Here is a 24,358-nt window from a genome sequence, read left to right as displayed (position 1 = left end):
ATTTGTTTTTTCAACCTGTTGTTATTAAAGGATTAAATTTCCATGTTCTCTATTGTTTCCTTATAATCCCTCCAGATGTCATAGCTCACGGAGATAAGCATGGAAACAAGAAAATTTTCATCGTTAGCGTTAAGCCCTTTTTCGGTTCCTAGTATTGAACAACGTATTAAGGTATTGCGTATTGCTGGAGAGCATGAGCGCCTTGTTCGCGATGAAGAACGGCAAAGAATTACAACAATATCTCGCTCTCGAACCTGGATGCTTGAGCGAGAAGGTCGACACCCTAAACGTCGTAAACTAGGAGCTAACTCTGTGGCATGGCTGTTGTCTGATTTACTGTGGTTTATACACAACCCTTCAGATGATCCAATAGCGTGAGCGTCGATTGGAGATGGATTTTGATATGGATAGAAGTAATAAAGTCGTATGCGTAAATAGGGCCCCTACACCAGAAGCCACGAAAGGCTAAAAGCGATGATGTCTATATTAGAGTCACCATATGGTGTTACAGAGAAGAGCATCAATAAAGCCGTTAGCGTAATGAGTGGCCGTAACTACCCAACATGTATACAGCGTAAGTTCGGAATAAGGCTTTTTCACCCAAAGGTTCGTAAGAAAGGTGAGGATGGTAGTCTTTACACCACATATCAGCTAGAAAGTCCTACTGAGGCCCGAAAGCTTGCTGTTCTGATGATCCAACACTTTCGCAAATACAACCTTTTTATTCCAAAAATAAACAGCCTTTTTAGGCTGATAAATGCTTTCCCTGACCGAAGCAGGCGGAAGGCCAGTACCGTTTAAAAATAATAAATTAACCATTTTTTATTTATATCAGTCCACGCTGAGGGACTTTTGCGCCCTAAAAGTGGCGTGGGCCTGTAGGAAATTGCTTGATGTATTGTTATTTCTATTTGTTTTTGCCGCTTTGTACTGATGAGCTTCTCTCTAATATTTCTTCCCAAGTAAGTCGGCCTGGACGATGTATAGGTATGATCTTTCCAAGGTTAATCATGGTAATAAGAAAAGTGGAGTGGATTTATGACTAACGTCGACGATCTAGCCCAAGCCGATAAGGCGGCAGTATATTACTTTCATCATTACAATCCACAGCTTTGCTACTCAGCTTTGAAGTACTGTGAAAACCTGTTAATCATCAATGCAATAAGCGAAACTTTGCCTATTGATGAGGCCGACTGCGGCACATGGTCTGGTGATAGCAAAGAAGCCAGGGCAAAGAGAAATGATTACTTGGTGACCAAACTGGGTGATCGGACTTTAGTCGAAAAGCTGGTGGTTGATAGCGATAGCGCATTAGCCTTTAAAACCAAGCTGGAAAGAAAAAATACAGCAAATACACAAACTATCTACCCCATCTGTACCAATAGTGTTGAAAGTCAATTAAATCAAGAGATTATAGAGGGGGGGGGATGAAAAATAATATTTATCCCATATCAACACCATCTATGTCAAAGCTCTGCCATTCTCTGGGGGATGGGACACCATTAAAGTCTGAGCAGGTTCAGGCTCTGGCTGACATTAATGGTCAATACACCCACGTAACTATAGGCGGTAAGCACAAGGTGGTGATGAGAAAGCCTTGCCAGACCAACGGCATGACCCACAGTTTTGAGGACTTAGGCCAGTTCCAAAATTACTTCTTACACTGTGAGCGGATTGAGAGGCAGACTTTAGGGAGGGCTTGGCTTAGGTGGCCAAGCAAAAACTACAAGCCGGATGGTGTCGGCTTCTATCCCTTACCTGATAAGTGCCCCGGTACTGTCTTTAACATGTTTATGGGCTTTGGTGTTGCGCCTAAGGAAGGAGATATCAGTCCCTACCTTTACCATCTGAAAGAGGTGATCTGTGCTGGCGATGAGGCCAGCTATTCATATTTGCTTGGCTGGATGGCTCATTTGGTACAAAAGCCCGATGAAAAACCGAGTGTAGCCGTTGTGATGAAGGCAGTAGAGGGTACCGGAAAAGGTACCATGGTTGATCCCTTGGCCAAAATTCTAGGACCTCACTTCACTCATGTGAATGGCCACGGCCAGATAGCGGGACGCTTCAACTCGTCTATTGCGAACAAGCTACTAGTGTTTGCTGACGAGGTTGATTTAACTGATGCAAGGGTGGCTGACAAGCTTAAAGGGTTGATCTCAGAGCCAACGATCAATCTCGAGCGGAAAGGCATAGACCCAGAGCCGATGCCGAACTATAGCCGCTTTATCTTTGCCAGCAACAGAGAACAGGTTATTAAGGCTGGCTTGAGAGAGCGGCGTTATCTGGTACTAGAGCCCGATCCGAAGTATGCGCAGGATATTGGTTACTTCAGTAACCTAAGAGCCTGGATTAATGATGGTGGAGCTGAGGTGTTGTTAAATCATTTATTAAGTCTGGACATCACTACCTTTTCACCCCACAAGGCACCAGCAACAACAGCGTTGCTGGAAGAAAAACTGGCCAGCCTAAGGCCATCGGAGCTGTATTTACTCACTGAGCTATCACAAGAGAGGCCATTTAACGGGGCAGCAAGGCTTTATGTAACAGAACTAGTGGATAGTTTCCGTATCTGGGCTGGGAACAATATCAGCCAAGAGGTGAGCCTGAACTCAGCACAGACCCAAGTTGGCCGCTTAATGGCTAGAGTAGGCGTTCAGGTATTGGGTAGATCTGACAGAGGGGGCGGAAAGTATTACGAGATTGACCCTAGCAAGTTGAGAGTCGGATTGGCTGAAGCTATGGGGCAGAAAGAGGGGGATCTTTTCTAGGTTTAGCTTTCGCCATAAAAACAAAAAAACATCGATGTAAATTGATATTTATGCGATGATGAAGATATCTTTATTTGTGGTAAAAATCGCTGTTTTTAGGAGAAGTGGTGTTGGAGCGTCCGATAATAAATGCTGTGGATCTGTTCTGCGGAGCTGGTGGATTAACTCACGGACTACAGAGAGCTGGCATTAATGTTGTAGCAGGTTACGATGTAGAAGAGTCCTGCCGGTTCGCTTATGAGCACAACAACCAATCTAACTTTATCAACCAAGATGTAACCGAGCTTCAAAAAGAAGAGGTTGAGGCACACCTACATGGAGCTGATTACACCTTGCTCGCGGGGTGCGCTCCTTGTCAGCCATTCTCGACGTACTCTAGAACCACCAATACTACTGGACAGAAAGATAAACGTTGGGGGCTATTGAATAGTTTTGGTCGATTAGTCTCTGAGATTCGCCCAGATTTTGTAACCATGGAGAACGTACCTGGACTAGTAAGCCAACCAGTGTTTGTTGATTTCCTTCAGCAATTATCTGGAGCTGGTTACCAATATGACTACCAAGTGGTTTTCTGTCCTGACTACGGAATGGCACAAACTCGCAAGCGCTTGATGTTGCTGGCCTCAAGAACAAAAGAGGTTCGCTTGCCAAAACCTACACATGTGCCCGATCAATACATGACGGTAGCCGATGTGATTGCTGGATTGCCGCCTTTAATTGCTGGGCAGACTCTTGCAGAGGACCGTTTGCATCGAGCTTCCATCTTAAGCCCTATCAACCTGAGACGAATTCAGGCATCCACGCCTGGAGGCTCTTGGTTGGATTGGCCGGAAGAGCTGCGAGCGTCTTGCCATCGAAAAGATAGCGGCAAGACCTTTCCGAGCGTTTATGGCAGGATGTCGTGGGACAAGCCTTCCCCTACCATTACTACGCAATGTAATGGCTATGGAAACGGTCGTTTTGGCCACCCAGAGCAAGACCGTGCCATTAGCCTTCGCGAAGCTGCCCTGTTGCAATCCTTCCCAAAGAGTTATCAGTTTGCCCCTCAGGGAGAAAAGCGCTCTATCGCCGCTCTAGCGAAAATGATTGGTAATGCAGTTCCAGTAAGGCTGGGTGAAATGGTGGGCCGAAGTGTCTGGGAAGCTTTGGCCTAGTATGACGAAAAACTACTCTTCTTCTGGATCAGTAGAAAGATAATGCCCGTTATCGATGTATTGTTCATAGGCATTCATTAAATGCTCTAGGTATTCTTTCACAATGTCGATGAGAGTGCGAAATTCACTATATACGTGTCCAGTTCCGCAATCGGCAAAGGAAATACTTCCATGGCCTAGGTTATTGCGAACTTCTTTTATATAACGTAATGGCCCTTTATCGTTTCGATAAGGGCGATTTAGTTTTTCTCTGACCGGGGCTGGTAGTGTCAGGTCCACTCCTATTCGGTTATTTAATCGATTTATTTCGATCATATCCCAATTACCGCCACCACCTCGTGGAATGGTGATTTCTACCGATTCGACACCGACGGCTTGATGTAACAGTTTCAGGGCTCGCTGAAGACGTTTCTCCGGTGTTAGGTTGTCCTCTGGTGGAATCATGTGCTTTAGGTACAAATCACGAATTTTATCTGAGAGTTTTGTTAGATCACCGCTTATCCCACTTTGGCTGTGTCGTCCTACAGCACTCAGTAATTGGTTTACTGTCGATTCCACTAGGTTGTACAGTTGTAAATACGTGCTGGAAAATAGAATTCTTTGCTGTTGAATAGTGATAGTGTAATGACTGCCATTTACTGGAAATCGAGCACCGCCGCTGCCGATAGCATCGCTGATATTTTTAATAAGCTCAAAGTGTGCCTCAATGTCACTAACCCTTTCGTCATAGGTGGCTCTGACTAATTGCAAACTAAGCGTCCTCTAACAATGCATTTTTCATCACTACAATTCTGCCAACCAGTTTACTTTTGACGTTGGCTCCATCTGAGGTGACCTTTTTCAAAAACTCTTTGCTCTTAACGATGGCTTCGGTTTGCTCTTGGGTAACGGTTAGGTTGGGGTTGACTTGCAAAGCTTCATAAGCGCCAATGGCGATAGATTCAAAGCGAGCTCGAGGAGTAGTTTTTGCTCCAGCAGACTTTCTAAATCCAAGAGTGAAGGACTGTTCAACAAAGTCCAATACCCTTGCTAATCGCTGACGATATTCGTTGGCTAGTTCTGGGCGAGCTTCAAAAGCACTATTCATATTGCGAGTGTAGGCAAACAAGAATTCTTTAACTCTATCCTTATACTCATCCAACCCATCGGTGTAGGCAAAAAAGCGCAACGCTAGTTCTTCTCGTTCTCTAGTAGCTTTCTGGCTGGTGGTTACAGTTGCGAGACGAGTAAATTGTTCGTCTTTTGCCACATCAATGATGAAGTCCATAAAGGGACCGCGCAGGGCTCCACGGCGAACCTCTGCGGGGTTGGCGACTTTGCTTCCCGTATTTATTCGTTCAAATAGGTCTATACGGGATTCAAGGTCAGTTTTGTCTGACAATACCACTGCCCGGATAGATTGGTTTTGGAACTTGCGTTGCCGAGGTAAGATTAAATCCTCAAACTTGGTGCCATTAAGTCGGCTCAGTCGGTCTAGCCCATCTAGCTGTAACCGGTTGTTCATGTATTCTTCAAGAGTTCGTAAGCGCTGCGAGCCATCAACAATTTCCAGTTGTCCCGTTTGGTCATTCATCCAAAGGAATACAAATGGGATGGGTAGCCCCATCAGCAAAGACTCAATAAATCGGCACTTTCGCTCTGGCTCCCAGGTAAATTCACGCTGGTAATCAGGAACCCCAAAATCCTCATTGGCCACTTTTTGAGCCAGTATCTCAATAGTGTATTCTGAAGTGTAAAAATCGATCTTCTTGCTAAACTCCTGTAATTGAAGTTCGGCTTGTTGTTGCTCTTCTTGCGTCATACTTTATATCCCTACGGGTCAGTTTCAGAACGGCTCAGCACGATAGATAATACTAGAAGACCGCAAGCTCTGCTATCTAGAGTAAAGCTGAAAAAACACTTAGTTAGGTAGCAGTTTGTGAATTATGACAAAGGCACTAGGTTATAATTTGTCCCATTCATAGGTGCAGATTTCTTCAGCTGTTCCTCCTTGGGAGGGCATTACTATTTCAGGGTGCTAGGCAAGATCGAGTGTGAGTTATAACTAAGGCCGTAGCTTGGTTTGTATTTCCTTATGTGCATCTGCAAATTGCATTATCACTGCGAAAATGAGAGCACCTGTACCCTTGGGTATAGATAACCGGTACAGATGGGAAAAAGTATCTATACCCCCAGAAACCTTCATAAATAAACGGTTATGAGTGAGTGGTACAGATGGTACAGGTGAAATCCCCCTTTTCTTTCAAAGCAAATCTGGAGTGACATACATCACGGTTTACTGTAATAGAGAATGATTCCTGTCCCTCCAGTCCAATAGCAAGAGCATCTTCACTTTAAACAATCTATGTTAATCGAGTAGTGCTGCTCTGACCTGACCTGACCTGACCTGACCTGACCTGACCTGACCTGACCTTTATAGGCACTTATATAAATGAGCCCGTAAGCTAAAGTAGGCACCGAACTTCGATAAAGGGATGGCATTACCCGGAACGATACTGTATTTGCGAATAAATGAGGGACGGATTTAACTACATAGTGTAATCCTTGAAAGCGGGACAGGGGGTAAAGCTAAAAATGCGATTTAGCCCACATCGAGAGCAAAGTGAGCCAGTTCACAAATAGTTAATGAAATGGTGCTGTAACATTCGATAGTATTCATAAAATTTGTAAGACCTATATCTTTTCTTTTCTCGTCATAGACATAGCTTCAAAGGGAAGTTAATCTTCTTGCCTTGTTTCATAAGAAAGGTTGATCAATGGCGCTACAATTTCATCCTAACCCAGGCACTATTTTGATGTGCGACTTTAATGGTGGTTTTAAAACACCAGAAATGGTGAAAAGGCGGCCAGTTATTGTTGTGTCCCCAAAGATGAAGAACTGTACTGGCTTGGTAACCGTTGTACCTGTTAGTACAAGAATGCCTGAGCCTGTAGAAAGTTATCACTACAAGATCCCTAACCAAAGTTTGCCTCAGACGAATTACTTTCAACGTGCTGAGTCATGGGTAAAGTGCGATATGATTTATCGAGTTGGTTTTGATCGGCTGAATTTGATTCATATTGGAAAGGATCGTGCGACAGGTAAGCGACTCTATTACAAAAATGTTTTGGGGCGTGGGCAGATGAATTCCATTAGGGCTGGCATGCTTCATTCACTTCAGATGGGTCACTTGGCTGAACATCTTTAATGTGAAGTGTATTAAAAAAGTTTGAATTTTTCTTGCTGAAAATCACTTATTAGTCATATACTAATCGTGTTCCTGCGCTGCTTCGGCATCAGGCTTTTGAGACTGTCTTCGGGCAGCTAGCTGTGGAATGGGCGATGACAAGCTATCTGCGGCTACAGATGGGCTCCTTCAAGGAGCCCTTGTCATATCTAGCGTCTGCTCACCCTCTAACCATACTCACCGGTTAGATACACCAGCTAAAGTAGCTTACCCTTGTTTTTTACTACATTGCACAGACTAGATGTGCGGTTTCTCTGAGAACCGTTGAACTTTTTATTTACTTTTGCTGCTTTAGTTAAGATTGGAAATTGCTACTAAGTTATACCCGAGTGGTTACAAAAGTGGTTACAGAAATAAATTTTCCTTTTTTTTATTAATTTAATTTGTTGATTTGAACTGATTATTTGTTTTGGTTTCGTGGCTACATGACGGACATGAAGCGCATCGCGGTAGGCGGCTAATCCCCCAACACGGCAAACATGAAAAAGCCCGGATGATAATCCGGGCTTTTTATTGGGGTTTTTAGCAAGGGAATTTATTCTTGCTCGGTATCCGCTTTTGGCGCCATTCGGCTTTCTAGCTCGTCAAGCTTCTGCTCAAGTGCTGACAGCTTCTGGCGGGTACGCAACAGCACCTGGGTCTGTACATCAAATTCTTCGCGGCTGACCACGTCCAATTTACCAAGCTGTGCTTGGATCACCTGGCGAACTTTCTGTTCAACATCATTGCCTAGCTCTTTCACTGGCTGAGGCATCGCGTCCTGGATCTGCTTGGCCACTTGCTCAAGTTTCTTTGGATCAAACATAGCTTAGTTAACTCCGTAACGGCATTTCATCTGTTGTCGTTATTTTATTCAAATATAACAGGATTGTCGTTGCTGTTGGTACAAAATAAAAGAGGCCGTTAAAAACGGCCTCTTTTTTCCTTTTTCTTAGCTATCGCTTGCTTCTTTCAGAGCATTGCGAGCCTCATCAGCACGCTTGAGCTTTTCCAGATCTTTGTCCTCAAGGAAGACCGGTAGCGGCTTGTGGATGCTGGCTAGATAAGTGTAAATCACCGGCAGCACAAACAAGGTGAACACCGTACCAATCGCCAGGCCGGCAACGATAACAATACCGATGCTGAAACGCTGGGCGGCACCGGCCCCGGTCGCGTATAGCAGCGGGATCAGACCGGCAATCATCGCAGCCGTGGTCATCAGGATCGGACGCAGACGAATTTTCGCCGCTTCCATCACTGCCGCCATGCGATCCTTCTTGTGGTGTAGCTGCTCTTCTTTGGCTACCTCACAAATCAAGATACCGTGCTTGGTAATAAGACCTATCAGGGTGATCAGGCCGACCTGCGAGTAGATATTCATCGAGGCTGCGCCCCACGCCAGGGCGATCAGGGCACCACAAATGGCAAGCGGGACCGAGACCATGATTACCAACGGATCGCGCAGCGATTCGAACTGGATAGCCAGAACCAGGAAGATGATCGCCAGTGCCAGGGCAAAGGTGGTGTACAGCGCGTTACCTTCGGTCACGAACTGGCGGGCCTCACCCATGAAGTCATACTGGTAACCGGCTGGAAGTGTACTGGCCGCTTCGCTCTGGAACCAACTGATGGCATCACCCATAGCGACACCCGGTGCCGGAACCGCACCCACTGTTGCCGAGTTTAGCTGGTTGAAGTGTGGCAGCGAGCGTGGCTCGGAGACAACTTCAATTGTTACCAGGCTGCCCAGCGGGATAGCCTTGCCGTCAGCGGCACGGACATAGTAACCCTTGAGTGATTCCGGGTTGAGGCGGTACTTACGCTCTACCTGCGGGATCACCTCGTAGGAGCGGCCGTTGAGGTCGATGCGGTTGACGTAACCGTCCGCCATCATGGTACTCAGGGTGATACCGATATCTTGCATGGTCACGCCGTAGGCGCCGGCCTTGTCCTTGTCGATCTTGATCTTCATCGTTGCCGAGTCGTAGTTCAGATCGAGATCCGAGTAGACAAACATCGGGTTGGTTTTTACCTTGCCCAGGATATCGCTACTGATCTGGAATAGGCTCTCGAAGCTGTTCGGCGTGGTGATCACGAACTGGATCGGCAGGCCTGAACCCGCCCCTGGTAGCTCTGGCATCTGGAATGCCGTTACCGCCATCTCCGGTACGTCTTTCACCAGATCGGTGACGCGCTTAACTACTTCTGCCTGGCTCGCTTCACGCTCGCTCCACGGCACCATGGAAGCAATACCGAAAGCCTGGTTGGAGTTAGGCACACCAGAGAATACCTGGGCAAAGGCTACCTCAGGCTGCTCGACCAGAATACGGTTTACCTCAGCCATGGTGTTCTCGATGTAATCAAGGTTGGCATTCGACGGCGCGGTACCCATCATCACCAGTACGCCCTTATCTTCCGACGGTGCCAGTTCACTTGGGATGAACTTAAATAGCAGCGGCAGGGTACCGAATACGATCAAGGCGAACACAATCACTACCGGACGCATTTTCATGATCCCGCCCAGCATTTTCTCGTAGCGGTTGGTCATGCGATCGAGGAAGTGGTGCACCGTGGTTTCGAACTTGCTTGGCTTTTCGTTGGCCTTGAGCATCTTCGAACACATCATCGGTGATAGCGTCAGGGCGATGATCCCCGAGACAAATACCGAACCGGCCAGGGTCAGGGCGAACTCCTTGAACAGCGAGCCGGTGATCCCGCCCATCATGGCGATAGGCGCATATACCGCACCCAGGGTCAGGGTCATGGCGATAACCGGAACCGCGATTTCACGGGTACCGATAATCGCTGCGCGGAACGGGGATTCCCCTTCTTTGATATGACGGTCAACGTTTTCCAACACCACGATGGCGTCATCCACCACCAGGCCGATGGCCAGTACCATTGCGAGCAGGGTCATCAGGTTCCACGAGAAGCCGAACGACTGCATCACCATGGCTACACCGATCAGCGATAGCGGGATGGTGACAATCGGGATGATAACCGCACGCAGCGAGCCGAGGAACAGGGTGATCACCACCAATACAATCAATGCCGCTTCGGCAATCGTCTTGATAACTTCATTGATCGACTCGTTAATCGCAATAGTCGAGTCATACATGATGTTCATCGAGATGTTACTTGGCATGTTGCGCTGAAGTTCAGGCAACAGTTCGTAGACATCGGCAGCAATGTTGATCGGGTTGGCGCTCGGTGCCGCGTTGATGGCTGCGACAACGGCCTCTTCGCCGTTGGCCGAGGCACGGTAAACATCGTGGCTCTTCTCTAGGGTGACCTTGGCAATATCCCCAAGACGGATCACCTGGCCTTTCTGGGTGGAGACCACCAGTTTTTCCAGCTCGTCGGTATTGCTCACCTGGGTGTCGGCGGTACCGTTGTAGAGCACGAACTCGCCGGTCGCCTGGCCGGTTGCCGACTGGTAGTTGTTGGCATTCAGCACGTTCATCACGTCTGCAGCGGTCAGGTTGTAAGCCGCCATCTTGGCCGGATCCAGCCATACGCGCAGGGCGTATTTCATCCCGCCGTACAGGTCAACCTTGGAGACACCGTTGACGGTAAATAGCTGCGGGTTGATCACTCGCTCGAGGTAGTCGGTGATCTGGCTCGAGGCCAGCTCGTCACTGGTAAAGCCGATGTACATGACCGCGGTGGTCGAACCGGTCGACATGGTGACGGTCGGGTCTTCGGCTTCCTTAGGCAGTTGCGAACGGACCGAGTTGGTCTTGGCCAGAATGTCGGCCAATGCCGCGTTCGGGTCGGTGTTCAGCTTCATGGTGACCGTGATGGTCGACGAGCCCAGTACCGATGACGAGGTCATGTAATCGATATTGTCAGCCTGTGCGATAGCTTGCTCCAGCGGCTGGGTAATAAAGCCCTGGATCAGATCGGCACTGGCACCGTAGTAGCTGGTCGTTACCGTGACCACGGTATTGGTCATGTCAGGGTATTCCCTGACCTGCATCTTGAAGATTGCCTGCAGGCCAAGAAGGGCGATCAAAAAGCTGATCGATACCGCTAACACAGGACGTTTAATGAAAACATCTGTAAAGCGCATGTCTCCTCCGGATCACAGCATTGGGGTTTCCGCTGGGGCTTCCAGCGAGTTGCTTTCTACCACACGGACTTTGGCATGGTTGCTCAGGCGCACCTGGCCTGAAGTGACCACGGTATCACCCGCTTTCACTCCGTCGAGGATATGGACGTTGTTCCCTTTGCGCTCACCGACCTTGACTACGGACTGCTTGACGCGCAGTACGCCGTTTTCGTCTTCGCCGGCCAAGTAGACATTGTCGCCATACAGGGTGTAGGTGATGGCGGTCTGCGGCAGGATGATCTGATCTTCCAGCGTCGGCAGGATAATATGGGCACGGGCAAACATACCGCTGCGCAGCTGGCCTTCGTTGTTCGGGATGTCAGCCTGAACCTGGACCAAGCCACTTTGGTAGTTGACCGCCGGTTCAATTGCGCTGATCTCGCCGCTAAACGGTGTTTCCGGGTAGGCATCAACGAAGATTTCGACATCCTGCCCGAGGTGGATTTCAGAGATATCGGTCTGCGGCACGGTAAAGCGCAGTTTCATCAGCGAGGTATCTTCAAGGCGCACGACATCGGTACCAGGCTGGATATACTGGCCGAGGTATACATTACGGAGGCCGACCACACCGTCAAACGGTGCTTTGATGGTGCGGCGCTCGATAGTCGCCTTCAGGCTTTCGATATCGGCAACCAGTGAGAAATACGACGCTTCGGCATCATCAAAGGCTTCTTTGGAAATCGACCCTTTCTTGAATAGGCCACGGTAGCGCTCATACTTAGCTTTGGCCGCTGGCAGGCGGGCCTGGGTGCTCTTCAAGTTGGCGATTTCCACATCTGAGTCCAGCGCCAGCAGTTGTTGGTCGGCTTTTACGGCGGCACCGGATTCAAAGTCGATGGTTTGGATCACACCAGAGACTTCGGTGGTAATGGTGACACCCTGATTAGGTTCGATAAAGCCGATCGCTTCGATGGCCGGCACCCAGTTGCTCGGATTGGCGGTGGTGACCGTAACCGGAAACTCTGGCTCTGGCATATTGGCCATGTACTCGGCGATTTTTTGTTGTTTGAAGAGATTGAAACCAATCACGCTGCCAAAGAGCAGAGTCGCGACCAGTAGCATCACTATCCATTTTTTCATGGTTGGGTGTGCTCCGAAGTTAGCTAATGTATGTTAATGCTGAATAATGGCGTCCCAAGAGGCCTGGATGGCCGCCTCTAGGGCTTCATCGCTGACCTTGTAAACGCCGTTGATATGTTTGCGAGCTAAGCAAGCACTTGGCTCAAGGCTCAGTGCGCTCAAGATTTCGTTGTCGAGGTTTTTGAATCGGCCTGACGCCTTCCCTTCCTCGAATAACGTATTCACCTTGGCGAACATTTTCTTTTCTAATAATCGTTGTTCATGGCTTTCGCGCCGTGGCAGGTTTTCGAACTGGCCGCGGTTGATCAGTGGGGCATCATCCTGGGTGGCCATGTTCCAGATGTTAAGCCACATGGTGCGAAACCTATCCTCCAATGGCATGTCATCTGACACGTTCTGGCTGATTTTGTTCGCGACGTAGGCCAAAATGTGATCATGAAGCTGGTGCAACAGATCGTCTTTGTCCTCGAAGTAGCGGTAAATGGTCCCTGCGGCTACCCCTGCCTCCTTGGCCACCATTTGCATCGATATCCCGTGAAAGCCATGTTCCGCCAGTAACGTTTCCGTTGCCTGGAGGATGCGTTTTTTCTTGTCACTCATAAACGGCAGTTGTAAAAAAAGATAGTGAATGAATGTTCATTCATAATTTTATGGTGCCTGATTAATTGTGCAAGCAGTTTTTTATGTCGTCAGGATAAGCAGGCTTGATACGGAGCCGAATAGACAATGGCGGTGAACCCGTTACAATGCGCCTGCTGACCCGAAGATCAACACAGGATAAGTCAATGAAACTGAACCCAAGGCAAAACGAAGCGGTAAAATACGTTGCTGGACCGTGTTTGGTCCTTGCCGGCGCAGGCTCGGGCAAGACCCGGGTGATCACCAATAAAATTGCCTATCTGGTTCAGCAGTGTGACTACAAAGCCCGTAACATCGCGGCGCTGACTTTTACCAACAAGGCGGCCCGGGAAATGAAGGAGCGGGTCGGCCAGACTCTGGGCAAGCAGGAAGCCAAGGGGCTGATGGTCTCAACCTTCCATACCCTGGGGCTCAACATTATCCGCCGGGAGTACAAGGCGCTGGGGCTCAAGGCGAGCTTCTCCCTGTTCGACGACCAGGACCAGATGGCGCTGCTCAAGGAGCTGACGGAAAAGCAGATCGATGGCGACAAGGATTTGCTCAAACAGCTGCTATCGACTATCTCCAATTGGAAGAATGACATGCTGTCGCCGGCAGAGGCCAAGGCTCATGCCAAGAGCGAGCGTGATCAGATGTTTGCCTACTGCTACGAGATGTACCAGCGCCAGATGAAGGCCTACAACGCCCTCGATTTCGATGACCTGATCTTGATGCCGGTGCTGCTGCTGCGAGATAACCAGGAAGTGCGTCAGCGCTGGCAGAACAAAATCCGCTACTTGCTGGTGGATGAATACCAAGACACCAACACCAGCCAGTATATTTTCGTCAAGCTGCTGGTGGGCGAGCGTGCCCGTTTTACCGTGGTTGGCGATGATGATCAGTCTATCTATTCTTGGCGCGGTGCCCAGCCGGAAAACCTGGCGCTGCTAAATAAAGATTTTCCTAGCCTGAAAGTGATCAAGCTGGAGCAGAACTACCGTTCGACCAGCCGGATCCTGCGTACCGCCAATATTCTGATTGCCAATAACCCGCACGTGTTCGAGAAGACCCTGTTCTCGGAGATCCCGGACGGCGAACTGCTCAAGGTGATCACGGCCAAGAACGAGGAGCATGAGGCGGAGAAGGTGGTCGGGGAATTGATTGCCCACCGTTTCCTCAACAATACCCAGTATAAGGACTATTCTATCCTCTACCGGGGTAACCACCAGTCGCGGTTGTTCGAAAAAGCACTGATGCAAAACCGGATCCCCTACAAGATTTCCGGCGGCACCTCTTTCTTCTCGCGCGCTGAAATCAAGGACATCATGGCGTACTTGCGCCTGTTGACCAACCTCGATGATGACAATGCATTCCTGCGTATCGTCAACACCCCCCGTCGCGAGATCGGTCCGGTGACGCTGGAGAAACTGGGTACTTACGCCAATATGCGTGGCAAGAGCCTGTTTGCGGCCAGCTTTGAGCTGGGGCTGGAGCAGCATCTGTCGGGCCGGGGGTTGGAGTCCTTGCAGCGGTTCACCCGGTGGATTGTTGAACTCTCCGATAACGCCGAGCGTGGTGATACCGTGGCGGCTGTCCGTCAGCTGGTACGCGATATCAATTACGAGGACTGGCTGTACGAAACGTCGGCCAGCCCGAAGGCGGCGGAGATGCGGATGAAGAATGTCTCGGATCTGTATAGCTGGATCACGGCTGACCTGGAAGGGGATAATTACGATCAGGAAGAGAAGACGCTCAAGGAAGTGGTCCAGCGCCTGACCTTGCGCGATATGATGGAGCGGGGCGAAGACGACGATGATGCCGATCAGGTCCAGCTGATGACTCTGCATGCCTCCAAAGGCCTGGAGTTTCCTTACGTCTATCTGGTCGGTACCGAAGAGGGGATACTGCCCCACCAGACCAGTGTCGATGAGGATAACGTCGAGGAAGAGCGCCGGTTGGCCTATGTCGGGATCACCCGGGCCCAGAAGGAGTTGACCTTCACCCTGTGCAAGGAGCGCCGTCAGTTTGGCGAGCTGATCAAACCGGAGCCGAGCCGATTCCTTTTCGAGCTGCCGCAGGATGATCTGGAGTGGGAAGCGGACAAGAAGCCGATGACCCAGCAGGAAAGAATGCAAAAGGGCCAGGCCCACATTGCTAATATCCGCGCGATGTTCAAGAAGTAATTCACGACAGGCGGATCGGAAATAAAAAAGCGAGGGCCGCATGGCACTCGCTTTTTTTGTCGCTGGGGAGGGGCTGGGATCACAGCCCGTCAATCATATGGTTGATGGCAGCAACGATTTCGTCATCGCTGCAGTCCATACAGGAGCCTTTCGCTGGCATGGCGTTGAAGCCGTTGATGGCATGGTCGGCCAAGACATCATTGCCCTTAGCAATACGCGGGCTCCAGTCTGTTGCATCACCAATCTTCGGTGCACCCATGACTCCCGTTCCATGACAGGCTGCACAGAAGGTACCGTAGACGGTATCGCCGCTACGTGGGCCCGCTGCGACAGCAGGGCCGGCAGGGGCATCGCCCTCAAGGTAAACGGAGCCTACCGGTTTGATACGTTCTGCGATAGCTTCGTCTGACATATCGGCCGCCATCGCGGTACCGGTCAATGTCAGGGCAGCAACGGCCGCTACCATAAGTTGTCGAAGAGAAAATTCCATTGAGCTCACCTTTACACTTCCAGATCATTATGTGCGATTGCCACAGTCTTATTCGTGCTTGTTGTTAGTCGAACTGTTGAGACAAGGCAGTGATTATTTACAGAATGTTTAATTTGTAAAAACATCGTGATTATATCCGCTATTTTCGCTGTGATAAACTAGGGGGCTGCTTTTGTATGATACGAATCAACAGTTATTTGCCTATATTTCCAGCGAACGAGAAAAAAACTAAAAAAAACACTTTACGACAGGGGTCGTGATCCGTAATATTCACCTCCGCCGATAGGGCACGCGCCCGTAGCTCAGCTGGATAGAGCGTTGGCCTCCGGAGCCAAAGGTCGAAGGTTCGAATCCTTTCGGGCGCGCCATTCCGGACAATGGAAAATTATTGGCAAAGAAACAATGGTGGCTATAGCTCAGTTGGTAGAGTCCCGGATTGTGATTCCGGTTGTCGCGGGTTCGAATCCCGTTAGCCACCCCATATTTTAAGATATTGATTATAATATCAGTATCTGCTTAGAAAAGAATTAAGTCGGTGAATAGCGCAGTTTGGTAGCGCATCTGGTTTGGGACCAGAGGGTCGGGGGTTCGAATCCCTCTTCACCGACCACTTACAGCGGTGGCTATAGCTCAGTTGGTAGAGTCCCGGATTGTGATTCCGGTTGTCGCGGGTTCGAATCCCGTTAGCCACCCCATTATTTCAGGTATTTTGATACCTTGGCATTAGCCTAAAACTTTGTCGGTGAATAGCGCAGTTTGGTAGCGCATCTGGTTTGGGACCAGAGGGTCGGGGGTTCGAATCCCTCTTCACCGACCACCATTGAAAGCCTCGTCAGAAATGACGGGGCTTTTTTCGTTCCCCTTCCCTCTTTCCTACTTCCCTCACGGCAAGTGAAAACGCTTCAGCAGCAAGGCACCGGCTTCGCGCATATGGTTGTAGTGTGATCTGCTGCCAATAATGTTTTGTTACAGGTTACCATTCGGCTATAAAGGCATTACTCCCTATTTCACGCCAACTGCTGTGATTCTCGTGGTGATTGTTTCTGTATTGTTAAACGGCCTAATGTTCTATTTGACTATTTATGCAATATTGAAAAGTGTTAGCTATATCAAATAAGCAGATTTCTAGTTTGTTCCACTGCTAGTTATCTGTGTTGCGTGTGGTGGTCATACCTGGATTTGCTCCTAACTTCCTATCGTTTTACCCATCCTTGTGACTATTTATTCTTTTTTTATTCGATTTGATAGTTTTTACGTGTGCGTTGTTGATTTTTTGTGAAATATTTGACAGATTGTGTCCTGAACATATATTCAGCAAATTATGCTGAAAGAAGGGATTCTATTTTTCAGACAGGGCAGAACGCTGCCAAGCAGTTGGGGTCTGGTAATGGCTTTATTGGAAGTGAAAAACCTGCGTATCGAATATCCATCACGACATGGGGTTCATGCAGCAGTGAAATCGCTCTCGTTTTCGATTGAACGAGGCGAGATTGTAGGCGTGGTCGGTGAGTCCGGTGCCGGCAAGTCGACCGTGGGTAATGCGGTGATTGACTTGCTCAGTCCGCCGGGCCGGGTAGCCAGTGGTGATGTCTATCTGGATGGTGAGTTGATTTCAGGCCTGACAGCGGAGCAGATGCGCTCGGTACGAGGCTCGAAAATCGGTTTTATCTTTCAGGATCCGATGACCTCGCTCAACCCGCTGTTTACGGTGGAGCAGCAGCTGACCGAAACTATTGTGACCAACCTGAGGGTGAGCCAGGAAGAGGCCGTCAAACGTGCTATTAGCCTGATGGAGCAAGTCGGGATCCCGCAGCCGGAATTGCGTATCAAGCAGTACCCGCATCAGTTTTCTGGCGGTATGCGCCAGCGGGTGGTGATTGCGATTGCCCTTGCCGGTGAGCCGGACCTTATTATTGCCGATGAACCGACCACGGCACTGGATGTCTCGATTCAGGATCAGATCCTTAACCTTATCCGTGAGCTGTGCCAGAAGAAAAATGTAGGCTGTATGCTGGTGACCCACGATATGGGGGTGGTTTCCAATGTCACAGATCGCGTGGCGGTGATGTACCGTGGCGACTTGGTCGAAATCGGGGAGACCGAGCAGGTATTGTGCCGTCCGAATCACCCATATACCCAGAGCCTGATCTCTGCGGTGCCGCGCTCGGATATCAAACTCAAGCGCTTCCCGCTGGTGAGCTACATTGAACAAGCGCAGGAAATGAGCCAGCTGGATGTGAAGAACCACTGGCTGGGGCAGAGCGAAGATCAGCGCAGCTATACCGGAGCCCTGTTGCAGGTCGAGAATGTCAACCTGCGTTTTGTTACCAAGGACTCTTTTTTCGAGAGTCGCCGTGAATACGTTCAGGCCAATAACGATGTCAGCTTTGAGATCTTCGAGGGTGAAACCTTTGGCCTGGTGGGTGAGTCAGGATCCGGTAAGTCGACCATTGCTCGGGCGATCACTGGCTTGTATCCGCCTAATTCCGGCAAAATCACCTTTGAAGGTGTCGATCTGACTGCCCTCAAGAATGAAGCTGAGCGCCGCCCGCTGCGTCGCCAGATGCAGATGGTATTCCAGAATCCGTACACCTCGATGAACCCGCGGATGAAGATCGCCGATATCATCGCCGAGCCAATCCGTTTCCACAAATTGACCGAAAACGAGAGCCAGACTCGCCAGGTCGTCAATGATCTGCTTGATCACGTTGGCTTGGGTAGTGCCGCTGGCGTGAAGTACCCGCATGAATTTTCCGGTGGCCAGCGCCAGCGGATCTCGATTGCCCGCGCATTGGCGACCCGTCCCCGCTTATTGATTTGTGATGAACCGACATCAGCACTGGATGTGTCGGTCCAGGCGCAAATCCTCAACTTGCTCAAAGATCTTCAGGACGAGCTCAATCTGACCATGCTGTTTATCAGCCATGACCTGCCGGTGATCCGCCAGATGTGCGACCGCATCGGGGTGATGCAGAAGGGGACTTTGCTTGAGGTGGCCCCGACCGAGCAGCTGTTCACCGCGCCGCAGCATGAGTACAGCCGTCAGTTGATTTCGTTGATGCCCGAGTTCAAGGGGATCAGCCAGGAAGGACTCAAGTTAGCTTAACCTTTTGATGCCGCTGCCTGCAGTGGCACAGGACACAACAAAAGCAAACACAACGCAAGGGAGTTATCTCCCCGCATAAAGGAGCTATGCAATGAAAACCATCAAGACCAAGTTGGCCGTTGCCCTAATGGCTGCCGGCCTGAGCTTTAGTGCCGCCGCTGCCGATATCAAAGTCGCCTACGATGCTGACCCGGTATCGCTTGACCCGCATGAGCAGCTATCGGGCGGTACGCTGCAGATGTCTCATATGGTCTTTGACCCGTTGGTACGCTACACCCAGGAGCTGGACTTCGAACCTCGCTTGGCAGAGAGCTGGAAGCGTGTCGATGACAAGACATTCCAGTTTACCCTGCGCAAGGGCGTGAAGTTCCACTCGGGCAACGAAATGACAGCCGATGACGTGGTATGGACGTTCAACCGCCTGAAAGCGTCTCCGGATTTCAAGGCGATTTTCGAACCGTACACCGAGCTGAAAAAAGTTGACGACTATACGGTAGAGCTGATTTCCAAGGGGCCTTACCCGTTGGTGCTGCAGACCGCTACCTACATCTTCCCGATGGACAGCAAGTTCTACAGCGGCAAGACGGCAGAGGGCAAAGACAAGGCCGAGCTGGTCAAGCACGGTAATTCTTTTGCCTCGACCAATGTATCGGGCACCGGTCCTTTCATCGTGACAGCCCGTGAGCAAGGCGTGAAAGTCGACTTTGAGCGTTTTGCCGATTACTGGGACAAAGACTCTAAGGGCAACGTCGACAAGCTGACGCTGGTCCCTATCAAAGAAGACGCAACCCGTGTAGCCGCGCTGCTATCTGGCGGTGTAGACATGATTGCCCCGGTTGCACCGAATGACCACAAGCGTGTGGAAAGTGCCAAGGATGTGGATCTGGTAACCCTGCCGGGTACCCGAATCATCACTTTCCAGATGAACCAGAATTCCAACGAAGCCCTAAAAGATGTGCGTGTGCGTCAGGCGATTGTCCACGCGATCAACAACGAAGGTATCGTGCAGAAAATCATGCGTGGCTTTGCGACCGCTGCCGGCCAGCAGGGTCCTGAAGGCTATGCCGGTTACGATGATGCATTGGTTCCGCGCTACGACGTGAAGAAAGCCAAGGAGCTGATGAAGGAGGCCGGTTATGAAGATGGCTTCCGCCTGACCATGATGGCGCCGAATAACCGCTACGTGAATGACGCTAAAGTGGCACAGGCCGCGGCGGCGATGCTGGCGAAAATTGGTATCAAGGTTGACTTGAAGACCCTGCCAAAAGCCCAGTACTGGCCTGAATTCGATGTCTGTGCGGCAGACATGATGATGATCGGCTGGCACTCGGATACCGAGGATTCGGCGAACTTCTCTGAATTCCTGACCATGACCCGCAACGAGGAAACCGGTAAGGGCCAGTACAACTGTGGTCACTACTCGAACGCGGAAGTGGACAAACTGGTAGAAGCCTCAAACGTGGAAACCGATCCGGCCAAGCGTGCCCAGATGCTGCAGCAGGTAGAAGCTACCCTGTACAACGATGCGGCCTTTGTTCCGCTTCACTGGCAGAACCTGGCATGGGGTGCGAGCAGCAAGCTGAACATCAAGCCAATCGTCAACGCCATGAATTTCCCGTACTTCGGCGACTTGGTGGTTGAAGAGTAATCGCAATACCGCCGCCGGGTAACCGGCTGGCTTGTCAGCACCGGCACCGGCCGGTGCTGTTTTTAAGGATGAACAAAGGGGCAGGGAATGTTTACGTTTCTGGTCAAGCGCCTGTTTCAGGCACTGATAGTGATGTTTGTGATCAGTCTGGTGGCGTTTGCCATTCAGGATAACCTTGGCGACCCGCTGCGAGAGCTGGTGGGGCAGTCGGTATCAGAAGCTGAACGTCAACAACTTCGCGACGAGCTGGGTCTTAACGATCCGTTTATTACCAAGTACAGCCGTTTTGTCGCTAATGCGGTGCAAGGCGACTTGGGTACGTCTTATTTCTTCAAGCGCCCGGCGACCGAGGTGATCCTCGACAAGTTGGTTGCCACGCTGGAATTGGTATTCGGGGCTACCCTGATCATCATCGTGGTGTCCATTCCGCTCGGGGTCTACTCGGCGATCCACCCCAACAGTTTCTTTACCAAGGTCGTGATGGCCTTCAGTAGTATTGGCATTTCGATCCCGGTATTCCTGACCGCGATTATGCTGATGTATGTGTTTTCGATAGAGCTCGGCTGGCTGCCGTCCTACGGCCGGGGCGAAACCGCCAATATTCTGGGCTGGGAGTCGGGCTACTTTACCCTTGATGGCCTGCGTCACTTGGTGCTGCCGTGTATCGCGCTGGCATCGATCATGCTGCCGCTGTTTATCCGCTTGGTACGCTCCGAGATGCTGGAGGTATTGAGCTCGGAATACATTAAGTTTGCCAAGGCCAAGGGCTTGGCGATGAACAAGATTTATTACCAGCATGCGCTGAAAAATACCATGCTGCCGGTACTGACGGTGGGGGGGGTTCAAATCGGTACCATGGTCGCCTATACCATCTTGACCGAGACGGTGTTCCAGTGGCCGGGCACCGGTTTCTTGTTCCTCGAGGCGATTAACCGGGTCGATACCCCGCTGATCACCGCCTATGTCATTTTTGTTGGTCTGATCTTCGTGGTCACCAACACCATTGTTGACCTGCTGTACGGCTTGGTTAACCCGACTGTAAACCTGACTGGCAAGGGAGAGTAAGTTATGAGTAGTACCACAGTCGCTGCCCCAAGCCGTTGGGAGCGTTTCAAGCAGTCTGATTTTCTCTATTACTTCCGTAAAGACAAAGTGGCGATGCTGAGCTTTGCGGTATTCATGGTGTTTGCGGTGTCGGCGTTGCTGGCACCGCTTATCGCCCCGACCAACCCGTATGATCTAACGTCTATCGATATCATGGACTCTGAGTTGCCGCCTTCGTGGATGGAGGATGGCGACAGCCGCTTCCTGCTCGGCACTGACGATCAGGGACGCGATATCTTCTCGACCATCCTGTACGGCTCGCGCCTGTCACTGACTATCGGCCTGCTGGCCGTAGGTTTGCAGTTGGTGCTCGGTGTGGTGATTGGCCTGAGCGCCGGTTACTACGGCGGACGTGTAGACAGTTTCCTGATGCGTTTTGCCGATGTCCAGTTGTCGTTCTCGACCATGATGGTCGCAATTATTGTCTCGGCGATCTTCCGCACGGCGCTGGGGGCGGAGCTGTTTGCCCAGTATGCGGTAGTGATGCTGGTGGTGATCATCGGTATTGCCGAATGGCCGCAGTATGCGCGGACCGTGAGGGCTTCGGTGCTGGCCGAGAAGAAGAAGGAGTACGTTGAGGCAGCCAAGGTCATGGGCTTCAAGGCTCCGCGGATCATGTTCCGCCATATCTTGCCGAATTGCCTGTCGCCAATTTTGGTTATCTCGACCGTGCAGGTGGCCAACGCCATCATGTCCGAGGCCGCCCTGTCCTTTCTTGGTCTGGGTCTGCCGGTTGACCAGCCGTCGCTGGGCTCGTTGATCAGTATCGGCTTTAACTACATCTTCTCCGGCTCATGGTGGATCACTGCCTTCCCAGGGCTGGTATTGGTCACCTTGGTGCTGGTGATCAACCTGTTGGGTGACTGGTTGCGGGATGTGTTCAACCCGAAAATTTACAAAGGGTGATAGCAATACGTATCGATATTCATTAAGTTGTTCCCATTGCTTGTAAAATGAGTGGGAACAACGATGATTGATATCGGGGTAAACCTTACTAATAGCCGGTTCGACAAAGACCGCGAAGATGTCGTGGCTCGTGCTAAAGCTGCGGGTGTCCACGGCCTTGTTCTTACCGGTACCAGTATCGAAGAAAGTCAGCAGGCCCTGGCGCTGGCTCGTCAGTGGCCGGGCTATACCTACTGTACCGCCGGGGTTCATCCCCATGATGCAAAGAGCGTTCAGGATTTGGCATTGGCTGAGATCCGTGAGTTGGCAGCCCACCCTGAAGTCGTGGCGATCGGTGAATGCGGGCTTGATTTCAACCGTGACTTCTCCCCAAGGCCACAGCAAGAAGCGGTGTTCGAGGCCCAGTTGGCATTGGCCGCTGAGCTGAACATGCCGGTGTTCATGCATTGCCGCGATGCCCATGAGCGCTTTATGGCGATCCTCAAGCCATGGCGGGATAAGATTCCTGCTGCTGTGCTGCACTGTTTCACCGGAACACGTCAGGAACTGAGCGACTGCCTGGCGCAGGATCTGCACATTGGTATCACCGGTTGGGTATGCGATGAGCGCCGTGGCACCGAGCTGCGCGAGATCGTCGGTGATATCCCGGATAACCGCCTGATGGTGGAAACTGACTGCCCTTATCTGTTGCCGCGAGATTACCGCCCCAAGCCGAAATCGAGCCGCAATGAGCCCAAGTTCCTCCCCCATATTGCCTCGGTTATCGCCGAGTGCCGCGGCCAACAGGCCGAGCAGGTGATGGCCAATGCTTATGTTACCACCCAGGCATTTTTCAAAATCGGATCACCTTCCGCACAGTGAGGGTGATATGATCCCAATAAAGCGATTTAACCCATAAAAGGAGTATGCAGTGTCTGTATCTATTCAGGGCGCGTTTCCGGCACGCCGTATGCGTCGCATGCGCAAGCATGATTTTAGCCGCCGTTTAATGGCCGAAAATCAGATTTCTGTGAATGACCTGATTTACCCGATGTTTATCCTGATGGGTAAGAACCGTCGTGAAACCGTCGATTCCATGCCGGGGATCGAGCGTCTGTCTATTGACCTGATGCTTCAGGAAGCGGAGTACCTGGCCACGTTGGGTGTCCCTGCGATAGCCTTGTTCCCGGTCGTATCGCAAGACTTCAAGTCGGTGTGTGCCGCAGAAGCGTTCAACCCAGAAGGGCTGGTCCAGCGTGCCGTACGCTTGCTCAAAGAGCATGTGCCGCAGATGGGCGTGATCACCGATGTTGCCCTCGATCCGTTCACCATCCACGGTCAGGACGGCATCATCGATGAAGACGGCTATGTGCTGAATGATGTCACCACCGAAGTGCTGATCAAACAGGCCCTGTCCCATGCCGAAGCGGGTGCTGATGTTGTTGCGCCGTCGGACATGATGGATGGCCGTATCGGTGCAATCCGTGAAGCGCTGGAAGAAGCGGGTTATGTCCATACCCAAATCATGGCTTACTCTGCCAAGTATGCGTCTAACTACTACGGCCCGTTCCGTGATGCGGTCGGCTCGGCTGGCAACCTTAAGGGCGGTGACAAGAAGACCTACCAGATGGATCCGGCCAACAGCGACGAAGCGCTGCATGAAGTGGCGATGGACGTCAACGAAGGCGCTGACATGGTGATGGTCAAGCCGGGTATGCCTTACCTGGATGTGGTACGCCGGGTGAAAGCGGAGCTGCAGGTGCCGACCTTTGCTTACCAGGTCTCGGGCGAGTATGCGATGCACATGGCAGCGATCCAGAACGGTTGGCTCAAAGAGCGCGAAACCGTCATGGAGTCCTTGCTGTGCTTCAAGCGCGCGGGGGCCGACGGCATCCTGACCTACTTCGCCAAAGTGGTTGCTGAGTGGCTGGCAGAAGATGCCGCCGCCCGCCAGGCAGCACTCGATAAGGTGAGTGAGTAGCGTGAAGTGCTAGCAGTGTAAGTT

Annotated in this window: 19 protein-coding genes and 5 tRNA genes; 17 read left to right on the top strand and 7 right to left on the bottom strand. The window is 50.8% G+C overall.

Translation table 11 applies throughout. The annotated features are described in order from the left end of the window. Positions 1-99: 99 nt before the first annotated feature. From PTW35_RS17360 to PTW35_RS17345, 4 genes are all read left to right on the top strand, one after another. Positions 100-378, top strand: coding sequence for an AlpA family phage regulatory protein (locus tag PTW35_RS17360; RefSeq protein WP_281025990.1), 279 nt, complete (start codon positions 100-102; stop codon positions 376-378). A gap of 660 nt (positions 379-1,038) precedes the next feature. Next, entirely contained in the window at positions 1,039-1,431 is a 393-nt protein-coding gene (locus tag PTW35_RS17355) for a hypothetical protein (protein WP_281025989.1), read from the top strand. Continuing rightward, positions 1,428-2,768 (top strand): primase-helicase family protein, encoded by a 1,341-nt coding sequence (locus PTW35_RS17350; RefSeq protein WP_281025988.1) that lies wholly within the window; start codon positions 1,428-1,430, stop codon positions 2,766-2,768. Before PTW35_RS17355 ends, PTW35_RS17350 begins: the two co-directional genes overlap by 4 nt. Before the next feature lie 107 nt (positions 2,769-2,875). Then, the gene (locus PTW35_RS17345) at positions 2,876-3,922 is read left to right on the top strand and encodes a DNA cytosine methyltransferase (RefSeq protein WP_281025987.1); all 1,047 of its coding nucleotides are present in this window, start codon (positions 2,876-2,878) and stop codon (positions 3,920-3,922) included. Positions 3,923-3,934: 12 nt separating this feature from the next. Here PTW35_RS17345 and PTW35_RS17340 read toward each other — a convergent pair whose 3' ends face one another. Next, the gene (locus PTW35_RS17340; protein WP_281025986.1) at positions 3,935-4,672 is read right to left on the bottom strand and encodes an MAE_28990/MAE_18760 family HEPN-like nuclease; all 738 of its coding nucleotides are present in this window, start codon (positions 4,670-4,672) and stop codon (positions 3,935-3,937) included. Between the two features lies 1 nt (position 4,673). Further along, entirely contained in the window at positions 4,674-5,723 is a 1,050-nt protein-coding gene (locus PTW35_RS17335) for a DUF262 domain-containing protein (RefSeq protein WP_281025985.1), read from the bottom strand. Positions 5,724-6,678: 955 nt separating this feature from the next. On the opposite strand from PTW35_RS17335, the gene PTW35_RS17330 reads away from it, so the two are divergent. Then, entirely contained in the window at positions 6,679-7,110 is a 432-nt protein-coding gene (locus tag PTW35_RS17330; protein WP_281025984.1) for a type II toxin-antitoxin system PemK/MazF family toxin, read from the top strand. A 574-nt stretch (positions 7,111-7,684) separates the two neighbouring features. On the opposite strand, the gene PTW35_RS17325 is transcribed toward PTW35_RS17330, so the two are convergent. The 4 genes from PTW35_RS17325 to PTW35_RS17310 all read right to left on the bottom strand — a co-directional run bounded on the left by PTW35_RS17325 (position 7,685) and on the right by PTW35_RS17310 (position 12,919). Next, on the bottom strand, positions 7,685-7,954 hold the full coding sequence (locus tag PTW35_RS17325; RefSeq protein ID WP_039467063.1) for an accessory factor UbiK family protein: 270 nt from the start codon (positions 7,952-7,954) through the stop codon (positions 7,685-7,687). Between the two features lie 126 nt (positions 7,955-8,080). Beyond that, on the bottom strand, positions 8,081-11,200 hold the full coding sequence (locus PTW35_RS17320; RefSeq protein WP_281025983.1) for a multidrug efflux RND transporter permease subunit: 3,120 nt from the start codon (positions 11,198-11,200) through the stop codon (positions 8,081-8,083). A gap of 12 nt (positions 11,201-11,212) precedes the next feature. Further along, on the bottom strand, positions 11,213-12,319 hold the full coding sequence (locus tag PTW35_RS17315) for an efflux RND transporter periplasmic adaptor subunit (protein ID WP_281025982.1): 1,107 nt from the start codon (positions 12,317-12,319) through the stop codon (positions 11,213-11,215). Between the two features lie 33 nt (positions 12,320-12,352). Next, positions 12,353-12,919, bottom strand: a complete 567-nt coding sequence (locus PTW35_RS17310; protein ID WP_044622170.1) for a TetR/AcrR family transcriptional regulator — start codon at positions 12,917-12,919, stop codon at positions 12,353-12,355. Positions 12,920-13,104: 185 nt separating this feature from the next. On the opposite strand from PTW35_RS17310, the gene rep reads away from it, so the two are divergent. Then, a complete protein-coding gene (gene rep / locus PTW35_RS17305; RefSeq protein ID WP_044622169.1) occupies positions 13,105-15,120 on the top strand; it encodes a DNA helicase Rep in 2,016 nt (671 codons plus the stop codon). A gap of 79 nt (positions 15,121-15,199) precedes the next feature. Here the strand turns inward: rep and PTW35_RS17300 are convergent, their stop codons facing one another. Next, the gene (locus tag PTW35_RS17300; protein ID WP_281025981.1) at positions 15,200-15,610 is read right to left on the bottom strand and encodes a cytochrome c5 family protein; all 411 of its coding nucleotides are present in this window, start codon (positions 15,608-15,610) and stop codon (positions 15,200-15,202) included. Positions 15,611-15,901: 291 nt separating this feature from the next. On the opposite strand from PTW35_RS17300, the gene PTW35_RS17295 reads away from it, so the two are divergent. From PTW35_RS17295 to hemB, 11 genes are all read left to right on the top strand, one after another. Then, positions 15,902-15,978, top strand: a tRNA-Arg gene (locus tag PTW35_RS17295). A 37-nt stretch (positions 15,979-16,015) separates the two neighbouring features. Beyond that, a tRNA-His gene (locus PTW35_RS17290) sits at positions 16,016-16,091 on the top strand. 52 nt (positions 16,092-16,143) lie between these two features. Further along, positions 16,144-16,220 (top strand) — tRNA-Pro (locus PTW35_RS17285). Positions 16,221-16,229: 9 nt separating this feature from the next. Continuing rightward, a tRNA-His gene (locus PTW35_RS17280) sits at positions 16,230-16,305 on the top strand. Positions 16,306-16,350: 45 nt separating this feature from the next. Next, a tRNA-Pro gene (locus PTW35_RS17275) sits at positions 16,351-16,427 on the top strand. Between the two features lie 570 nt (positions 16,428-16,997). Continuing rightward, positions 16,998-18,716 (top strand): ABC transporter ATP-binding protein, encoded by a 1,719-nt coding sequence (locus tag PTW35_RS17270; protein WP_281025980.1) that lies wholly within the window; start codon positions 16,998-17,000, stop codon positions 18,714-18,716. Between the two features lie 91 nt (positions 18,717-18,807). Further along, the gene (locus PTW35_RS17265) at positions 18,808-20,364 is read left to right on the top strand and encodes an ABC transporter substrate-binding protein (protein ID WP_281025979.1); all 1,557 of its coding nucleotides are present in this window, start codon (positions 18,808-18,810) and stop codon (positions 20,362-20,364) included. Positions 20,365-20,451: 87 nt separating this feature from the next. Further along, complete coding sequence (locus PTW35_RS17260; protein WP_281025978.1) at positions 20,452-21,429, top strand: ABC transporter permease; 978 nt, start codon at positions 20,452-20,454, stop codon at positions 21,427-21,429. A 3-nt stretch (positions 21,430-21,432) separates the two neighbouring features. Next, a complete protein-coding gene (locus tag PTW35_RS17255) occupies positions 21,433-22,374 on the top strand; it encodes an ABC transporter permease (protein ID WP_281025977.1) in 942 nt (313 codons plus the stop codon). Positions 22,375-22,437: 63 nt separating this feature from the next. Continuing rightward, a complete protein-coding gene (gene tatD, locus PTW35_RS17250) occupies positions 22,438-23,235 on the top strand; it encodes a 3'-5' ssDNA/RNA exonuclease TatD (RefSeq protein WP_281025976.1) in 798 nt (265 codons plus the stop codon). A gap of 49 nt (positions 23,236-23,284) precedes the next feature. Next, a complete protein-coding gene (hemB, locus tag PTW35_RS17245) occupies positions 23,285-24,334 on the top strand; it encodes a porphobilinogen synthase (RefSeq protein ID WP_281025975.1) in 1,050 nt (349 codons plus the stop codon). The last annotated feature ends 24 nt before the right edge of the window (positions 24,335-24,358 follow it).

The organism is Photobacterium sp. DA100 (genome assembly GCF_029223585.1).
Classification (GTDB): Bacteria; Pseudomonadota; Gammaproteobacteria; order Enterobacterales; family Vibrionaceae; genus Photobacterium.
Note: the sequence above shows the minus strand (reverse complement) of the source record. Positions and strands in the feature narration are given on the sequence as shown.

Coding starts and splice junctions, on each gene's coding strand:
- PTW35_RS17360 (WP_281025990.1), top strand. CDS start 100: ATGGAAACAAGAAAATTTTCATCGTTAGCGTTAAGCCCTTTTTCGGTT.
- PTW35_RS17355 (WP_281025989.1), top strand. CDS start 1,039: ATGACTAACGTCGACGATCTAGCCCAAGCCGATAAGGCGGCAGTATAT.
- PTW35_RS17350 (WP_281025988.1), top strand. CDS start 1,428: ATGAAAAATAATATTTATCCCATATCAACACCATCTATGTCAAAGCTC.
- PTW35_RS17335 (WP_281025985.1), bottom strand. CDS start 5,723: ATGACGCAAGAAGAGCAACAACAAGCCGAACTTCAATTACAGGAGTTT.
- PTW35_RS17330 (WP_281025984.1), top strand. CDS start 6,679: ATGGCGCTACAATTTCATCCTAACCCAGGCACTATTTTGATGTGCGAC.
- PTW35_RS17325 (WP_039467063.1), bottom strand. CDS start 7,954: ATGTTTGATCCAAAGAAACTTGAGCAAGTGGCCAAGCAGATCCAGGAC.
- PTW35_RS17320 (WP_281025983.1), bottom strand. CDS start 11,200: ATGCGCTTTACAGATGTTTTCATTAAACGTCCTGTGTTAGCGGTATCG.
- PTW35_RS17315 (WP_281025982.1), bottom strand. CDS start 12,319: ATGAAAAAATGGATAGTGATGCTACTGGTCGCGACTCTGCTCTTTGGC.
- PTW35_RS17310 (WP_044622170.1), bottom strand. CDS start 12,919: ATGAGTGACAAGAAAAAACGCATCCTCCAGGCAACGGAAACGTTACTG.
- rep (WP_044622169.1), top strand. CDS start 13,105: ATGAAACTGAACCCAAGGCAAAACGAAGCGGTAAAATACGTTGCTGGA.
- PTW35_RS17300 (WP_281025981.1), bottom strand. CDS start 15,610: ATGGAATTTTCTCTTCGACAACTTATGGTAGCGGCCGTTGCTGCCCTG.
- PTW35_RS17270 (WP_281025980.1), top strand. CDS start 16,998: ATGGCTTTATTGGAAGTGAAAAACCTGCGTATCGAATATCCATCACGA.
- PTW35_RS17265 (WP_281025979.1), top strand. CDS start 18,808: ATGAAAACCATCAAGACCAAGTTGGCCGTTGCCCTAATGGCTGCCGGC.
- PTW35_RS17260 (WP_281025978.1), top strand. CDS start 20,452: ATGTTTACGTTTCTGGTCAAGCGCCTGTTTCAGGCACTGATAGTGATG.
- PTW35_RS17255 (WP_281025977.1), top strand. CDS start 21,433: ATGAGTAGTACCACAGTCGCTGCCCCAAGCCGTTGGGAGCGTTTCAAG.
- tatD (WP_281025976.1), top strand. CDS start 22,438: ATGATTGATATCGGGGTAAACCTTACTAATAGCCGGTTCGACAAAGAC.